The sequence below is a fragment of the Serratia sp. H1w genome (assembly GCF_000633355.1).
Lineage (GTDB): Bacteria > Pseudomonadota > Gammaproteobacteria > Enterobacterales > Enterobacteriaceae > Chania.
The window spans coordinates 61,107-75,147 of sequence record NZ_AYMQ01000105.1; the positions used below are offsets into that span (position 1 = coordinate 61,107).

Here is a 14,041-nt window from a genome sequence, read left to right on the forward strand (position 1 = left end):
GGGAGAGGGTTAGGGTGAGGGGTTGCCTTATGGTGTGACGGCGCTTTTCTTGCGTCCCAACGGCGTGCGCAAGCGTTGCGACAAGATCACCCCGAGTAGCGCGACTCCGCCGCCGATCAGATGATAGCTCTGCAAATGTTCGTGCAGGAACAATACTGCGATAACGGCGGTGAATACCGGTGCCAGATTCATAAATATCGACGCCTTGTTGGCTCCCAGGCGCATAACACCCTGGATCCACAGGAACGGCGCAGCAATCGAGGCCGGGATACCAGCAAACAGCACCAGCGGGATGTTCTGGCTATTGAGCTGTACATCGTGCGCCATCAGGAAGTTCGGCAACAGCAACAGCACGCCAAAAACGATCTGCACATACAGCGACTGCCAGTTGGGTAGCGGGATCGCCCAGCGTTTGGTCAACACGCCGTACAGGGCGTAGGAGGCCGAGGCGCCAAACATCATCAGTTCACCTTTGCCGATGCCATGTTGCAGTAGCAGCCCCGGCTGACCCGCGCTCACCAACCACACCAGCCCACCCAGCGACAGAATACTGCCCAGTGCGATACCCACGGTGGGGGCAACTCGCAGGACAAAGATGCCGATTAACACCGTCAGCAGGGGGATCAGGGAATTGAGGATGCCCATAAACAGCGCGCTGACGCTATGCGCGGCGTAATAGGCCAGGCTTTGGTAGAGCACCATCCCCAACAGACCGAGGATCAGTAGTTTCCACCAGTTGGCGCGTATGGCAGGCCAATTGCGGATCGCGCCAGGCAGCACGAAGGGGGTAAGCACGATCAACGCCAATACCCAACGATAGAAGGAGATAGCCGCCGGATCGATAGCGGTTGCCGACACTTTGCTGACTACGGCGTTAATTGACCAAATCAGCACTGCCAACAGGGGAAAAAGCACGTTCATGATAATTATTCTCAACAACTTATAACATGCTGGCTAGTCTACCCGTGTCCGGTTTATTATATATAGTCAAAACCAGACAGCATTTCGCGAAATCAAGACAACTTCATCATGGCCGAAACTCGTAACTACCCTACCGCAGACGTCGCTGCACCGCGCACGCTATTTTTCCGCTGTGAAGAAACCAATGCGGATACCGAATACTCGCCGCATAGCCACAACTGGGGTCAGCTGATTTGTGTTAAAACCGGGGTGATCGCACTGAATATCGCCGGACAGCGCTTTTTAGCCCCGCCGGAGTTTGCCGTCTGGCTGCCACCGGGGATGGAGCATTCCAGCCATAACCGCAAACCGGTACTGTTTCGTACCATCAATATCGCCAAGTCGTTGTGCGCGGGATTGCCGGAGGAGGCCTGCTTAATCAACGTATCGCCAGTGTTCAGCGCCATTGTTGAGGACTGCCTGCTGCGCAAGATGCTGGAGCCGACCAGCGAAGAGGATCTGCGCCTGTGCCGGGTGTTGATCGACCAACTGCGTATTTCCCCGGTTCAGCAAACCTATCTGCCTACCACGCAAGATAAATTCCTCGGCCCGGTGCTACAGGCGCTGGAGCGTTGCCCATCGGACAACACCTCTTTGGCGGTGTGGGCCAGCAAGGTGTATACCACCGAACGTACGTTGTCGCGCCGCTGCCAGCAGGAGTTGGGAATGTCGTTTAGCGAGTGGCGTCAGCGCCTGCGTTTCTTACATGCGCTGTCGTTGCTCGAACAGGGGAAAACCGTGCAGGAGGTGGCGCTCGATGTGGGTTACAGCTCGGCTTCCGCGTTTATTGTGATGTTCCAGCAGATCGCCGGCACCACGCCAGAGCGTTTCCGCCGGACATAACCATGCTGTTGGGCCATCAACTGGCCCAGACGACATCGAACCGCACGTTGACATCGCCACTCCAGGTACCTGCTGGCAAGGTGCTGAAGTCGGTGACCGGCGTGGTGCCATCAGCCGTCGCATCAATGATGCTGAAATCGAAGTGGTCTTGCGCACTCACACGACCAGGCTGGGGGGACGCAAGTTTCTTCAGGTTGCCGCCTGATTTCCCGGTAGAGGTATCAATCAGGGTCGTTTCGGCAGTTTTTGTTATTGCCGCGCCGTGGTGTTTAACCCCCACTTCCAGGGTAGAACCGGTGGTGTCTAACTGAGTCAGGGTATTGGAAACCAGTTTGGCGGTCAGTTTAACCGCGCTTCCTTCGCCTTCGAGTGCTACGTCGAACAGGCCTTGCTGGCTGTTGAAGCGCTTGTTGCCTTCGGCATAGTGAAAATACAGGCTGCCAACAGGCGTAACGACCAATTGACTGACGGTGTCTTTCACCGCTATCGCAGGCCAGGTGGCGACGGCTTGTGTGGTCACCTCCTCTGCCTGAGTGGTGCCTACGGTGGTCAATGTTGCAACGATCGCCAGAACAAGTGTCACTTTTTTCATAGTTACGCCTTTGATGTTCGATTGGTTGTTATCCGTTAGTCGGTAGCTAACGCCAAAGATCGCCTCCCTGCGTGATGATCTATCGGAAAGAACTCCATAAAGCTTAGAAGAAAAAATCGCTATTTCACCGGGCATAACTAGCTTGGGTTTCCAAGCCATTCGGTGGCACACTATTTTGTAGCTTGAGCATTCATTCCTGGAGAATTACGTGAAGATTTTGGTTGATGAAAATATGCCCTATGCGGTGGATCTGTTTAGCCGTTTGGGGGATGTGCAGGCTGTCCCAGGTCGCCCGATCCCAACCGATGCGCTGGCAGAAGCCGACGCCTTGATGGTGCGCTCGGTAACCAAAGTGAATCAGGAACTGCTGTCTGGCACCAAGGTAGGCTTTGTGGGTACCGCTACGGCGGGGACCGACCATGTGGACGAAGCGTGGTTGCAGCAGGCGGGGATTGGTTTCTCGGCCGCACCGGGCTGTAATGCCATTGCGGTGGTGGAGTATGTGCTGTCGTCATTAATGCTATTGGCGGAACGTGATGGCTTCGCTTTGCGTGATAAAACCGTTGGGATCGTCGGGGTCGGTAACGTCGGTTCCCGCCTGGATGCTCGTTTGCAAGCGTTGGGCGTGCGTACTCTGCTGTGTGATCCACCGCGCGCCGATCGTGGCGATAGCGGTGAATTCTGGCCATTGGAAAAGCTGGTGGCAGAGGCGGATGTACTGACGTTCCATACCCCGTTGAACAAAACCGGCCCGTATAAATCATTGCATCTGGCCAACGCGGATCTGCTGGATGCTTTGCCGGACGATTGCATTCTGATCAACGCTTGTCGTGGTGCCGTGGTGCATAACGCCGCGTTGCTGAATGTGTTGGAGCGTGGGAAAAGGCTGAGTACGGTACTGGACGTGTGGGAACCGGAGCCGGGTCTCAGCGTGTCGTTGCTGGATCGGGTGGATATCGGTACTGCCCATATCGCCGGTTATACGCTGGAAGGTAAGGCACGCGGCACCACGCAGGTGTTTGAAGCCTTTGCCCACCATCTGGGGCGGCCACAACATATTGAGCTGGCCTCGCTGCTGCCGGTGCCAGAGTTCAGCGAAATTCGTCTCAATGGCCCGCTGGATGAAGCCAAGTTAAAACGATTGATGCACTTGGTGTATGATGTGCGCCGCGATGATGCGCCGCTGCGGCAAGTGGCCGGGCTGCCGGGTGAGTTTGATCGCCTGCGCAAGCATTATCAGGAACGCCGCGAGTGGTCTTCACTGCTGGTACAGTGTGATGACAGCGCCAGTGCCGAACTGTTGCACAAACTGGGCTTCGGCGTTTTGTAGGGGGCGCACATGTCCGCCCCGCATCGTAAGGTTGCCTTAAGCAATAAGCGTTAAAGTTTATCGGGCGGTGATTGCACCGCCCGTCTGCATTTGAATCAAATACTCTGGAGAAACCCAATGTCTGACGGCTGGAATATCGCTCTGCTCGGTGCCACTGGCGCAGTAGGTGAAGCGTTGCTGGAATTGCTACAGGAACGCCAGTTCCCGGTGGGTGAACTCTTTCCTTTAGCCAGCGAACGTAGCGCTGGTGCGACGGTGCGCTTCAACGGCAAGTCCCTGTTGGTCGAAAACGTAGAAGAATTCGACTGGTCGCAGGCGCAGTTGGCGTTTTTTGTTGCCGGTAGCGAAGCCTCTGCCCGTTATGCGGATGATGCTGGCAATATGGGCTGCCTGGTGATCGATACCAGCGGTTACTTTGCCCTGGAGCCGGATGTCCCATTGGTGGTGCCAGGCGTTAACCCGCAGGTACTGGCGGATTACCGTAACCGTAATATCGTGGCGGTGGCCGACAGTATGGTGAGCCAACTGTTGACGGCGATTAAGCCATTGACCGAACAGGCTGGGCTGTCCCGCCTGCACGTCACCACGCTGATGTCAGTTTCGGCGCGCGGTAAAGTTGCCGTCGACGATCTGGCTGGCCAAAGTGCGCGTCTGCTGAACGGCATCCCTGCGGAGCCGGGCGTGTTTGCCAAGCAGTTGGCGTTTAACCTGCTGCCATTGATGACCGATGAGCAGGGCAGCGTGCGTGAAGAGCGTCTGATCGTCGATCAGGTACGCAAGGTGTTGCAAGATGAAGGACTGCCGATTTCGGTAAGCTGTGTTCAGTCACCGGTCTTCTACGGCCACGCGCAAGTGGTGCATCTGGAAGCGTTGCGCCCGATCGCTGCAGAAGAAGCCCGCAGCGAGCTGGAGCAGGCCGAAGATATTCAACTGAGCGAAGAAGACGATTACCCTACTCAGGTTACCGAAGCCTCTGGCAGCGATATGCTGAGCATTGGTTGCCTGCGCAATGATTACGGTATCCCTGAGATGCTGCAATTCTGGTCGGTGGCCGATAACGTGCGCTTTGGTGGCGCGTTGATGGCGATCGAAACCGCTGAGCGGCTGTTGCAGGAGCAGATGTACTGATGTCCGAGGTGGAGTTGCCAACCCAGCCAATGCTGAAAATTGCGCTGGGGATCGAGTATGACGGCAGCCGTTATTACGGCTGGCAGCGTCAGCAAGAGGTCACCAGCGTTCAGGCCTGTCTGGAAAAAGCGTTAAGCAAGGTAGCGGATGCGCCGATCGGCGTATTCTGTGCCGGGCGAACCGATGCCGGAGTGCACGCTACCGGGCAGGTGGTGCATTTCGAAACCGCCGCACAGCGCAAAGACGCCGCCTGGACGATGGGAGTGAATAGCCATTTGCCGCCGGATATCGCGGTTCGCTGGGTGAAAGAGGTCAGCAGTGATTTTCACGCTCGTTTCAGCGCCACCGCGCGGCGTTATCGCTACATTATTTATAATCACCGTTATCGCCCGGCGGTATTACAGCAGGGGGTGACGCACTTTTATCATCCGCTGGACGTCGATCGAATGCAGCGTGCCGCCCAGGCCCTGTTGGGGGAAAACGACTTTACCTCATTCCGGGCGGTGCAATGCCAGTCGCGTACGCCGTGGCGAAACGTAAAACACGTTAAGGTTGCGCGCTATGGCGAATATATCGTGGTAGATATAAAGGCCAACGCTTTTGTTCATCATATGGTGCGCAATATTGTGGGCAGCCTGATGGAGATTGGCTGTGGCAATCAGGATGAGAGCTGGATGGGCGAGCTGTTGGCGCTGAAAGATCGCAGCCTGGCGGCCGCTACCGCCCGGGCCGAAGGCCTGTATCTGGTCGCGGTTGATTATCCAGAGTCGTTTGCATTACCCCGGCCACCGATGGGGCCGCTGTTTTTAGCCGACGATTAACTGGCACGATGGCAGATTAATGCGTTATTTTCTGGTGCAAACGCCGGGTGGGAGAGACATCCGGTCAATTGAGAGAGTTTATGGACATCATCAAGTTTCTGATTGATTTTATTTTGCATATTGACGTGCACCTGGCAGAACTGGTCGCTCAATACGGCATGTGGGTTTACGCTATTCTGTTCCTGATCCTGTTTTGTGAAACCGGGCTGGTGGTTACGCCGTTCCTTCCGGGGGACTCTCTGCTGTTTGTCGCCGGTGCGCTGGCTGCGCTGCCTTCCAACGATCTCAACGTGCATACCATGGTGGCGTTGATGGTGGTTGCGGCGGTGATCGGCGATGCCGTCAACTACACTATCGGACGGCTGTTCGGCGAAAAGCTGTTTAGCAACCCGGATTCGAAAATTTTCCGTCGTAGCTACCTGGATAAAACCCACCAGTTTTACGAGAAACACGGTGGGAAAACGATCATTCTGGCGCGATTTGTGCCGATCGTGCGTACCTTTGCGCCGTTCGTTGCCGGTATGGGGCATATGTCCTATCGCCACTTTGCTGCCTATAACGTGATTGGTGCGCTACTTTGGGTGCTGCTGTTCACTTATGCTGGCTACCTGTTTGGCGACTTACCGATCGTGCAGGAAAACTTGAAGTTGTTGATTGTGGGCATCATCCTGGTATCCATTTTGCCCGGCGTGATTGAAATCTGGCGCCATAAACGCGCGGCTGCCCGCCAACAAAAACAGTAAAAACACCGCTTAACCCGTCGGTTCGACCAGTTTTTTATCCACAGTGTCGGGCCGATATGGTTTAATGAGCGACATTTATGGTCTGTTCCCGCGAACGGCCCTGAGGCCAATGCCCTGGTAGCGCACCCGCTGCGCTGAACTCGGCATTTTGCATTGGGTAGGTTTTCGGGGGGATTGTTAAAGCATGAACAGTGGACGAGTGTCTGCCTGGTTCAAACAGAAAGGTCATCGATGAGCTGGATTGAACGAATTCTCAACAAAAGCAATGTTACGCAAACCCGTAAGGTGAGCATTCCTGAAGGGGTCTGGACCAAATGCGATAGCTGTGGTCAGGTCCTCTATCGCGCCGAATTGGAGCGTAATCTTGAGGTGTGCCCTAAGTGCGACCACCACATGCGTATGTCAGCCCGTATGCGTTTGCATACCCTGCTGGACGAAGGCAGTGAAGTGGAACTGGGCAGCGAACTGGAGCCGAAAGACGTTCTGAAGTTCAAGGATTCCAAAAAGTACAAGGATCGTCTGGTTGCTGCACAGAAAGCCACCGGTGAGAAAGACGCGCTGGTGGTGATGAAGGGCACGCTGTATGGCATGCCGATTGTCGCCGCGTCCTTCGAATTCGCCTTTATCGGTGGTTCGATGTCTTCCGTAGTCGGCGCGCGCTTTGTGCGTGCGGTTGAGCAGGCGCTGGAAGATAACTGCCCGCTGGTGTGTTTCTCTGCCAGTGGCGGTGCGCGTATGCAGGAAGCGCTGATGTCGCTGATGCAGATGGCAAAAACCAGCGCCGCGTTGGCCAAGCTGCAAGAGCGTGGCCTGCCGTACATTTCGGTGTTGACCGATCCGACCATGGGTGGCGTGTCTGCCAGCCTGGCGATGCTGGGCGATATCAACATTGCCGAGCCAAAAGCGTTGATCGGCTTTGCCGGGCCACGCGTGATCGAACAGACCGTACGTGAAAAACTGCCGCCGGGCTTCCAGCGTAGTGAGTTCCTGATTGAAAAGGGCGCTATCGACATGATCGTACGCCGTCCGGTGATGCGTCAGACCCTGGCCAGCATTCTGTCCAAGCTGACCAATCAGCCGCAGCCTCATTTCGATGAGAGCGCGCCGGTCGTCGCTCAGGAAAATCAGGCCGACGCCTGAGAAACAGACAGAGGCCCGGCATAGGTGCAAGCCCGTGCCGGGTTCCGCTGCCATTTTGTGGCTAAGTCGCAGCGGGAAATGAAGAGCATCGCTTTTGACATCGTCAGGGCGCTGCGTCTTACGGATTTATGAACCCAAAGTCAGTGATGGGACTCATGCAAAACCACCAAATTCCCCAAGCCACGTCGCCATTGAGCTCGTGGCTTTACTATCTGGAACGTCTGCACAGCCAGGCGATCGAACTCGGCCTGGAGCGTGTACAACACGTTGCGGCACACCTTGACCTCCTCACTCCTGCTCCTACGGTATTTACCGTTGCCGGTACTAACGGCAAGGGCACCACCTGCCGCACGTTAGAGGCCATTTTACTGGCTGCCGGGTTGCGGGTTGGGGTTTACAGCTCACCGCATCTGGTCCGTTATACCGAACGGGTGCGTATACAGGGCGAAGAGCTGAGCGAGGCCGAACACAGCCGCTCCTTTGCCGCGATTGAGGCTGGCCGGGGCGCAACTTCACTGACCTATTTCGAGTTTGGCACGCTGTCGGCGCTGCAGCTGTTTAAGCAAGCCAAGCTTGACGTGGTGATCCTGGAAGTGGGGCTGGGTGGGCGCCTCGATGCGACCAATATCGTTGAACCCAGAGTTGCCGTGGTAACCAGCATTGCGCTGGATCACACCGACTGGCTAGGCCACGATCGTGAAAGCATCGGCCGTGAGAAGGCGGGGATATTCCGTGGTGGCAAGCCTGCCGTGGTCGGTGAGCCGGATATGCCGCACAGCATTCAACAGGTCGCGGAAGATCTCAACGCGCAACTGTATCGCCGTGATGAAGCCTGGTCGTTCAACGAGCAGGGTGAACGCTGGCAATGGGAAGGGGACGGCACACGCCTGACCGATCTGCCTATGCCTAACGTCCCCTTGGCGAATGCGGCGACGGCACTGGCTGCGCTACACTACTCAGCGCTGGAAATCGATGAGAAAGCGATTTTTGCCGGTTTGCAGCAGGCCGCTTTGCCAGGGCGTTTTCAGATCGTGCAGCACAACCCGCAGCTGATCCTCGACGTTGCCCATAACCCGCATGCGGCGGCCTATCTGGCTGGCAGGCTGGCCAAGCTGCCACGCAATGGCGGTGTGGTACGCGCTGTGGTGGGTATGCTGTCGGACAAAGACATTGCCGGTACGCTGGCCTGCCTGAGTGAACAGGTGGACGAGTGGTACTGCGCACCGCTGGAAGGCCCGCGCGGGGCCAGCGTTGAGCTGCTGGCGCAGTATTTGACGGAACCACGCCAGTTTGCCGATGTCGAAACTGCCTGGCGTCAGGCTATGCAGGACGCGGATATTCAGGATATTGTGATCGTCTGTGGTTCGTTCCACACCGTGGCACATGTCATGGCGGCGTTAGACGAGAGGCGGGGAGTGTGAGTGGCAAGTAAATTTCAGAATCGACTGGTTGGTACCGTGATTTTGGTTGCCCTGGGGGTGATTGTCCTGCCAGGGCTGCTTGACGGCAAAAAGAAGCATTATGAGGATGAGTTTGCGGCGATCCCGCTGGTGCCCAAGCCGGGCGATGCGCATGAAATCGATGTGATCCCACCGGCCAATCAGGCGCTACCGGCAGTGCCACCGGAGGGCGCTGGTGCTTTGGTTGAGCAACAGCAGGCCGCCGCAGAGGCTTCCGCCCAGCAGGCAGCAAATCAAACTGCCCAGCCGCAGCAGCCTGTGGTCGTTGCTCCGCCGCCAATCGAAACCAAACCGGTTCAGCCAGCTAAACCCAAGCCAGTAGAAACCAAACCGGTGGAAGTGAAGCCCGTGGAAGTGAAACCCAAGCCGGTGCCACCGCCGCCAAGGGTAGAGCCAAAGCCGGAAGTGAAACCAGAGCCGAAGCCGGAAACCAAACCCGCGGTTGAGGAAAAGGCACCGGTGGGTCAGGCTTACGTAGTGCAGTTGGGGGCGTTGAAGAATGCCGCCAAGGTCAATGAGATCGTCGCTTCGTTGCGTCTGTCTGGGCATCGGGCGTATACCGTGCCATCCACACCAGTGCAGGGTGAAATCACCCGCATCTTCGTTGGCCCGGATGCCTCGAAGCAGAAGCTACAGGCGTCACTGCCGGAGCTGAATGGCATCAGTGGCTTGAGTGGCCAGGTGAAGGCGTATAGCGCGCGTTAATCCGTCGCTTACCCCTCACCCCGACCCTCTCCCATAGGGCGAGGGGGCGTATCTTCCGGCATGGTGCAAAGATTGTGTCACTGTGGCTCACAGCGACTCGGACAATCCCCTCTCCCTGTGGGAGAGGGGGCGTATCTTCCGGCATGGTGCAGAGATTGTGTCACCGCAGCTCACAGCGACTCGGACGATCCCCTCTCCCTGTGGGAGAGGGTTAGGGTGAGGGGCCGATCGCTGAAGTGAATGCCCTTAACGCGCTCAAGGAGGAGTCATTGGCAAATCACCATTAAAAATGTGCCTACACAGGCCCAAGATCCTATGTAGGTGCGGCGATTAGCAATTTTTGCATCGCCGTTTTTTATTTGTTACGTGGTGGGAAATCCGCTACGCAAACGTTTTCTTTTTCTGTTAGAATTCGCCGCGATTGGATGCAGGGGCGATTCATCATTGGAATAGTTCATGGTCTGGATTGATTACGTCATTATAGCGTTGATTGGATTTTCGGCTCTGGTGAGCCTGATCCGAGGTTTTGTTCGCGAAGCATTGTCACTTGTGACATGGGGATGTGCGTTCTTTGTCGCCAGCCATTTCTACCCATACCTTGCAGCCTACTTCACCCGTTTTGAAGATGAGCTGGTACGTAACGGCATTGCGATTGCCATTTTGTTTATCGCAACGCTGATTGTGGGCGCTATCGTTAACTATGTGATTGGGTCACTGGTAGAGAAAACCGGGTTATCGGGCACCGATCGGGTGCTGGGCGTGTGTTTCGGCGCACTGCGCGGCGTGTTGATCGTCGCGGCGATACTGTTCTTCCTGGATACCTTTACCAGCCTGTCGCAAAGTGCGGACTGGAAACAGTCACAGCTGGTCCCCCAGTTCAGTTACATCATCAGATGGTTCTTTGACTATCTGCAAAGCACGTCGAGTTTCTTACCAACCCAATTACCGGGGCGGTAGCGGCTTAGAGGAAAAGACAACATGTGCGGTATTGTCGGTATCGCCGGTTTTATGCCGGTAAACCAGTCGATTTATGATGCATTGATGGTGCTTCAGCATCGTGGACAGGATGCCGCTGGCATCGTCACTATTGATGCCCATAATGGGTTCCGCCTGCGCAAGGCCAATGGTCTGGTGAAGGATGTATTTGAAGCCCGCCATATGCTGCGTTTGCAAGGCAATATGGGCATCGGTCATGTGCGTTACCCAACGGCTGGCAGCTCCAGCGCTTCAGAAGCTCAACCTTTTTATGTCAACTCGCCGTTCGGCATTACGCTGGCACACAACGGCAACCTGACCAACGCCCACGAACTACGCCAACAGCTGTTTGAACGTGGCCGTCGTCATGTCAACACCACCTCTGATTCCGAGATCCTGCTGAACGTGCTGGCCACCGAGCTGGATCGTTTCCCGCATTATCCTCTGGAGTCTGACAACATTTTTACCGCCGTTGCCGCGATGCACCAGCAACTGCGTGGCGCTTACGCCTGCGTGGCGATGATCATCGGCCACGGTCTGGTGGCGTTCCGCGATCCCAACGGCATTCGTCCGCTGGTGATCGGTAAACGTGAGCTGGAAGATGGCCGCTGTGAGTACATGGTGGCCTCTGAGAGCGTGGCGCTGGATACCCTGGGCTTCGACTTCCTGCGTGACGTTGCGCCGGGCGAAGCGGTGTATATCACCGAAAAGGGCCAACTGTTCACTCGCCAGTGCGCGGAAAATCCAAAAACCAATCCCTGCCTGTTCGAATATGTCTATTTTGCCCGTCCTGACTCCTTTATGGACAAGATCTCCGTCTACAGCGCCCGCGTGCGTATGGGGCAGAAATTGGGTGAGAAGATTGCGCGCGAATGGGAAGATCTGGATATCGACGTGGTGATCCCGATCCCGGAAACCTCTTGCGATATCGCGCTGGAGATTGCCCGTATTCTGGATAAGCCGTATCGCCAGGGTTTCGTCAAGAACCGCTATGTTGGCCGCACCTTTATCATGCCGGGCCAGCAGGCGCGCCGTAAGTCGGTACGCCGTAAGCTGAACGCCAACCGTGCCGAGTTCCGTGATAAGAACGTGCTGCTGGTGGATGACTCCATCGTCCGTGGTACTACTTCAGAGCAGATCGTGGAGATGGCGCGTGACGCCGGGGCCAAACGGGTTTATCTGGCTTCTGCGGCCCCGGAGATCCGCTTCCCTAACGTTTACGGCATCGATATGCCGAGCGCGACGGAGTTGATTGCCCATGGGCGCGAAGTGGACGAAATCCGCCAGATTATCGGCGCAGACGGCCTGATTTTCCAGGATCTGGAAGACCTGATTGCCGCCGTTCGCGAAGAGAACCCGGATATTGCCCAGTTCGAATGCTCGGTATTTAATGGTATCTACGTGACCAAAGATGTTGACCAGAGCTATCTGGAATATCTGGAAACGCTGCGTAATGACGACGCCAAAGCGTTGCGCGGCCAGACCGAGGCAGAAAATCTGGAAATGCACAACGAGGGCTGATTTGCCTGCCCTGTGTCACCAAAACGGTGCACCGTAGCGTTAGTTACGGTGCATTGTCTTTTTCCGGCGGCTAATCTGCGAAGGTTGCTGCAAAACCTACCCCGATTCGGCTATTCTTACCGGATATTCCCGGCAGAGGCCAGCTTGATGAAAAGACTCATTATCGGTATTTCCGGCGCCAGCGGCGCTATCTACGGCGCGCGTTTATTACAGGTGCTGCGTGGCGTAGAAGGGGTGGAAACTCATCTGGTAATGAGCAACGCGGCCCGCCAGACGCTGGCGTTGGAAACTTCACTCAGCCTGCGTGACGTTCAGGCCTTGGCCGATGTGGTGTACGATGCGCGCGATATTGCCGCCAGCATCTCCTCCGGCTCTTTCAAAACCATGGGGATGGTGATTTTACCCTGCTCCATCAAGACGTTATCTGGCATCGTCAACAGTTATAGCGATGGGTTGCTGACCCGCGCCGCCGATGTGGTGCTCAAAGAGCGTCGGCCACTGGTGCTCTGTGTACGCGAAACGCCGCTGCATCTGGGCCATCTGCGGCTGATGACGCAGGCTGCGGAGCTGGGGGCGGTGATTATGCCGCCGGTCCCGGCCTTCTACCATCGTCCGCAAACCGTTGAGGACATTATCGATCAGACCGTTAACCGGGTGATCGACCAGTTTGATATCGAACTGCCGCAAGATCTCTTCACGCGTTGGCAAGGTGCCAATTAACTATTTCACCCTCAAATTTATACATTTGTGCAACATCGCACTGATTTAGTGCGATTGATGCATCATAATGATCCAGCTTCACCATGCACTCTGTTGCCATATCTTGCAGGCGAAGCTTGAGTTTGCCGTTCATTTTGTCGTTCATTGACTCTGGGAAGAGGCTTGAACAGAGCGTGGCCGTTCCCCACGCTCGATAACGACAAAGTGGCATGATTACTGCAGATCCTGTGTGTGATGAAAGTAATGCCCGTAGTGGCATCGGCAAAAATATCCATTTGAGGGTAATTATGAAAAAGCTTGTTAAGGTTCTCCCTTTGGTCTTGGCTTTGAGCGCGGTTAGCAGTGCGTTTGCCGCATTACCTTCCACGCTGAAAATTGGTACCGACCCTACCTATGCGCCTTTTGAGTCGAAAAATGCGCAGGGTCAACTGGTCGGGTTCGATATCGATCTGGCTACCGAACTGTGCAAACGCATAAACACCAAATGTACCTTTGTGGAAAGCGATTTTGACGCGCTGATCCCCTCCCTGAAAGCGAAGAAAATCGACGCTATCATCTCTTCTCTGTCCATTACCGAAAAACGTCAGCAGGAAATTGCCTTTACCGACAAGCTGTTTGCGGCTAACTCACGCCTGATCGCACCAAAAGGCTCCAAGATCCTGCCTACCGTCGATGCGCTGAAGGGCAAAAGCATTGGCGTATTGCAGGGGACCACTCAGGAAGCTTTCGCGATTGCCAACTGGCAGCCAAAAGGCGTGACCGTGGTGCCTTACCAGAATCAGGATCTGGTGTATGCGGATCTGGCTTCCGGGCGTATCGATGCCGCGTTTCAAGATGAAGTGGCGGCAAGTGAAGGCTTCCTGAAACAGCCTCCAGGCAAGGATTACGCGTTTGCCGGTGAGTCGGTAAAAGACGACAAGTTCTTTGGTGTGGGTACCGGCATGGGCTTACGTAAGGATGAAACCGAGCTGAAGGCGGCGTTGGACAAAGCCTTTGCCGAAATGCGCAAAGACGGCACCTACGACAAGTTCGCGAAAAAATACTTCGACTTTGACGTTTACGGCGGCTAATACCTGTTTTGTACTCTGCTATGGTGACAGGCC

At 55.7% G+C, this 14,041-nt stretch carries 15 protein-coding genes; 12 read left to right on the forward strand and 3 right to left on the reverse strand.

The genetic code is table 11. The features are described 5' to 3' along the window. Nucleotides 1-27: 27 nt before the first annotated feature. A complete protein-coding gene (locus tag U869_RS0122770) occupies nucleotides 28-921 on the reverse strand; it encodes a DMT family transporter (protein WP_025120704.1) in 894 nt (297 codons plus the stop codon). 108 nt (nucleotides 922-1,029) lie between these two features. Here U869_RS0122770 and U869_RS0122775 point away from each other — a divergent pair, with 108 nt between their 5' ends. After that, the gene (locus tag U869_RS0122775; protein WP_025120703.1) at nucleotides 1,030-1,803 is read left to right on the forward strand and encodes a helix-turn-helix transcriptional regulator; all 774 of its coding nucleotides are present in this window, start codon (nucleotides 1,030-1,032) and stop codon (nucleotides 1,801-1,803) included. A gap of 16 nt (nucleotides 1,804-1,819) precedes the next feature. On the opposite strand, the gene U869_RS0122780 is transcribed toward U869_RS0122775, so the two are convergent. After that, nucleotides 1,820-2,395, reverse strand: coding sequence for a common pilus major fimbrillin subunit EcpA (locus U869_RS0122780; RefSeq protein WP_025120702.1), 576 nt, complete (start codon nucleotides 2,393-2,395; stop codon nucleotides 1,820-1,822). A 208-nt stretch (nucleotides 2,396-2,603) separates the two neighbouring features. Between U869_RS0122780 and pdxB the strand changes: the two genes are divergently transcribed. The 10 genes from pdxB (at nucleotide 2,604) to U869_RS0122830 (ending at nucleotide 12,938) form a co-directional block, all read left to right on the forward strand. Then, entirely contained in the window at nucleotides 2,604-3,725 is a 1,122-nt protein-coding gene (pdxB, locus tag U869_RS0122785) for a 4-phosphoerythronate dehydrogenase PdxB (protein WP_025120701.1), read from the forward strand. Between the two features lie 117 nt (nucleotides 3,726-3,842). Next, nucleotides 3,843-4,853 carry an aspartate-semialdehyde dehydrogenase gene (locus U869_RS0122790; protein WP_025120700.1) on the forward strand — a complete coding sequence of 337 codons (1,011 nt, stop codon included), beginning with the start codon at nucleotides 3,843-3,845 and terminating at the stop codon, nucleotides 4,851-4,853. Next, nucleotides 4,853-5,674, forward strand: a complete 822-nt coding sequence (truA, locus tag U869_RS0122795) for a tRNA pseudouridine(38-40) synthase TruA (protein ID WP_025120699.1) — start codon at nucleotides 4,853-4,855, stop codon at nucleotides 5,672-5,674. Before U869_RS0122790 ends, truA begins: the two co-directional genes overlap by 1 nt. An 80-nt stretch (nucleotides 5,675-5,754) precedes the next feature. Beyond that, on the forward strand, nucleotides 5,755-6,417 hold the full coding sequence (locus tag U869_RS0122800; RefSeq protein WP_025120698.1) for a DedA family protein: 663 nt from the start codon (nucleotides 5,755-5,757) through the stop codon (nucleotides 6,415-6,417). 231 nt (nucleotides 6,418-6,648) lie between these two features. Beyond that, a complete protein-coding gene (gene accD, locus U869_RS0122805) occupies nucleotides 6,649-7,557 on the forward strand; it encodes an acetyl-CoA carboxylase, carboxyltransferase subunit beta (protein ID WP_025120697.1) in 909 nt (302 codons plus the stop codon). Nucleotides 7,558-7,712: 155 nt separating this feature from the next. Continuing rightward, complete coding sequence (folC, locus tag U869_RS0122810; RefSeq protein WP_025120696.1) at nucleotides 7,713-8,978, forward strand: bifunctional tetrahydrofolate synthase/dihydrofolate synthase; 1,266 nt, start codon at nucleotides 7,713-7,715, stop codon at nucleotides 8,976-8,978. Then, entirely contained in the window at nucleotides 8,979-9,722 is a 744-nt protein-coding gene (dedD, locus tag U869_RS0122815; RefSeq protein ID WP_025120695.1) for a cell division protein DedD, read from the forward strand. Nucleotides 9,723-10,178: 456 nt separating this feature from the next. Further along, entirely contained in the window at nucleotides 10,179-10,679 is a 501-nt protein-coding gene (gene cvpA / locus U869_RS0122820) for a colicin V production protein (RefSeq protein ID WP_025120694.1), read from the forward strand. 21 nt (nucleotides 10,680-10,700) lie between these two features. Then, nucleotides 10,701-12,218 carry an amidophosphoribosyltransferase gene (gene purF / locus U869_RS0122825; RefSeq protein ID WP_025120693.1) on the forward strand — a complete coding sequence of 506 codons (1,518 nt, stop codon included), beginning with the start codon at nucleotides 10,701-10,703 and terminating at the stop codon, nucleotides 12,216-12,218. A 147-nt stretch (nucleotides 12,219-12,365) separates the two neighbouring features. Further along, nucleotides 12,366-12,938: a UbiX family flavin prenyltransferase gene (locus tag U869_RS0122830; protein WP_025120692.1), complete on the forward strand. Its 573-nt coding sequence runs from the start codon at nucleotides 12,366-12,368 to the stop codon at nucleotides 12,936-12,938. On the opposite strand, the gene U869_RS32265 is transcribed toward U869_RS0122830, so the two are convergent. Next, nucleotides 12,913-13,071: a hypothetical protein gene (locus U869_RS32265; RefSeq protein WP_157834755.1), complete on the reverse strand. Its 159-nt coding sequence runs from the start codon at nucleotides 13,069-13,071 to the stop codon at nucleotides 12,913-12,915. The two genes, U869_RS0122830 and U869_RS32265, sit on opposite strands and share 26 nt — an antisense overlap. A gap of 154 nt (nucleotides 13,072-13,225) precedes the next feature. On the opposite strand from U869_RS32265, the gene hisJ reads away from it, so the two are divergent. Beyond that, nucleotides 13,226-14,008: a histidine ABC transporter substrate-binding protein HisJ gene (hisJ, locus tag U869_RS0122835; RefSeq protein WP_025120691.1), complete on the forward strand. Its 783-nt coding sequence runs from the start codon at nucleotides 13,226-13,228 to the stop codon at nucleotides 14,006-14,008. Nucleotides 14,009-14,041: the final 33 nt, after the last annotated feature.

What these genes read in the sequence shown, in the direction of transcription:
- folC (WP_025120696.1), top strand. Translation starts at nt 7,713, where the DNA reads ATGCAAAACCACCAAATTCCCCAAGCCACGTCGCCATTGAGCTCGTGG.
- accD (WP_025120697.1), top strand. Translation starts at nt 6,649, where the DNA reads ATGAGCTGGATTGAACGAATTCTCAACAAAAGCAATGTTACGCAAACC.
- U869_RS0122790 (WP_025120700.1), top strand. Translation starts at nt 3,843, where the DNA reads ATGTCTGACGGCTGGAATATCGCTCTGCTCGGTGCCACTGGCGCAGTA.
- U869_RS0122780 (WP_025120702.1), bottom strand. Translation starts at nt 2,395, where the DNA reads ATGAAAAAAGTGACACTTGTTCTGGCGATCGTTGCAACATTGACCACC.
- U869_RS32265 (WP_157834755.1), bottom strand. Translation starts at nt 13,071, where the DNA reads ATGAACGGCAAACTCAAGCTTCGCCTGCAAGATATGGCAACAGAGTGC.
- purF (WP_025120693.1), top strand. Translation starts at nt 10,701, where the DNA reads ATGTGCGGTATTGTCGGTATCGCCGGTTTTATGCCGGTAAACCAGTCG.
- U869_RS0122770 (WP_025120704.1), bottom strand. Translation starts at nt 921, where the DNA reads ATGAACGTGCTTTTTCCCCTGTTGGCAGTGCTGATTTGGTCAATTAAC.
- U869_RS0122775 (WP_025120703.1), top strand. Translation starts at nt 1,030, where the DNA reads ATGGCCGAAACTCGTAACTACCCTACCGCAGACGTCGCTGCACCGCGC.
- hisJ (WP_025120691.1), top strand. Translation starts at nt 13,226, where the DNA reads ATGAAAAAGCTTGTTAAGGTTCTCCCTTTGGTCTTGGCTTTGAGCGCG.
- truA (WP_025120699.1), top strand. Translation starts at nt 4,853, where the DNA reads ATGTCCGAGGTGGAGTTGCCAACCCAGCCAATGCTGAAAATTGCGCTG.
- U869_RS0122800 (WP_025120698.1), top strand. Translation starts at nt 5,755, where the DNA reads ATGGACATCATCAAGTTTCTGATTGATTTTATTTTGCATATTGACGTG.
- U869_RS0122830 (WP_025120692.1), top strand. Translation starts at nt 12,366, where the DNA reads ATGAAAAGACTCATTATCGGTATTTCCGGCGCCAGCGGCGCTATCTAC.
- cvpA (WP_025120694.1), top strand. Translation starts at nt 10,179, where the DNA reads ATGGTCTGGATTGATTACGTCATTATAGCGTTGATTGGATTTTCGGCT.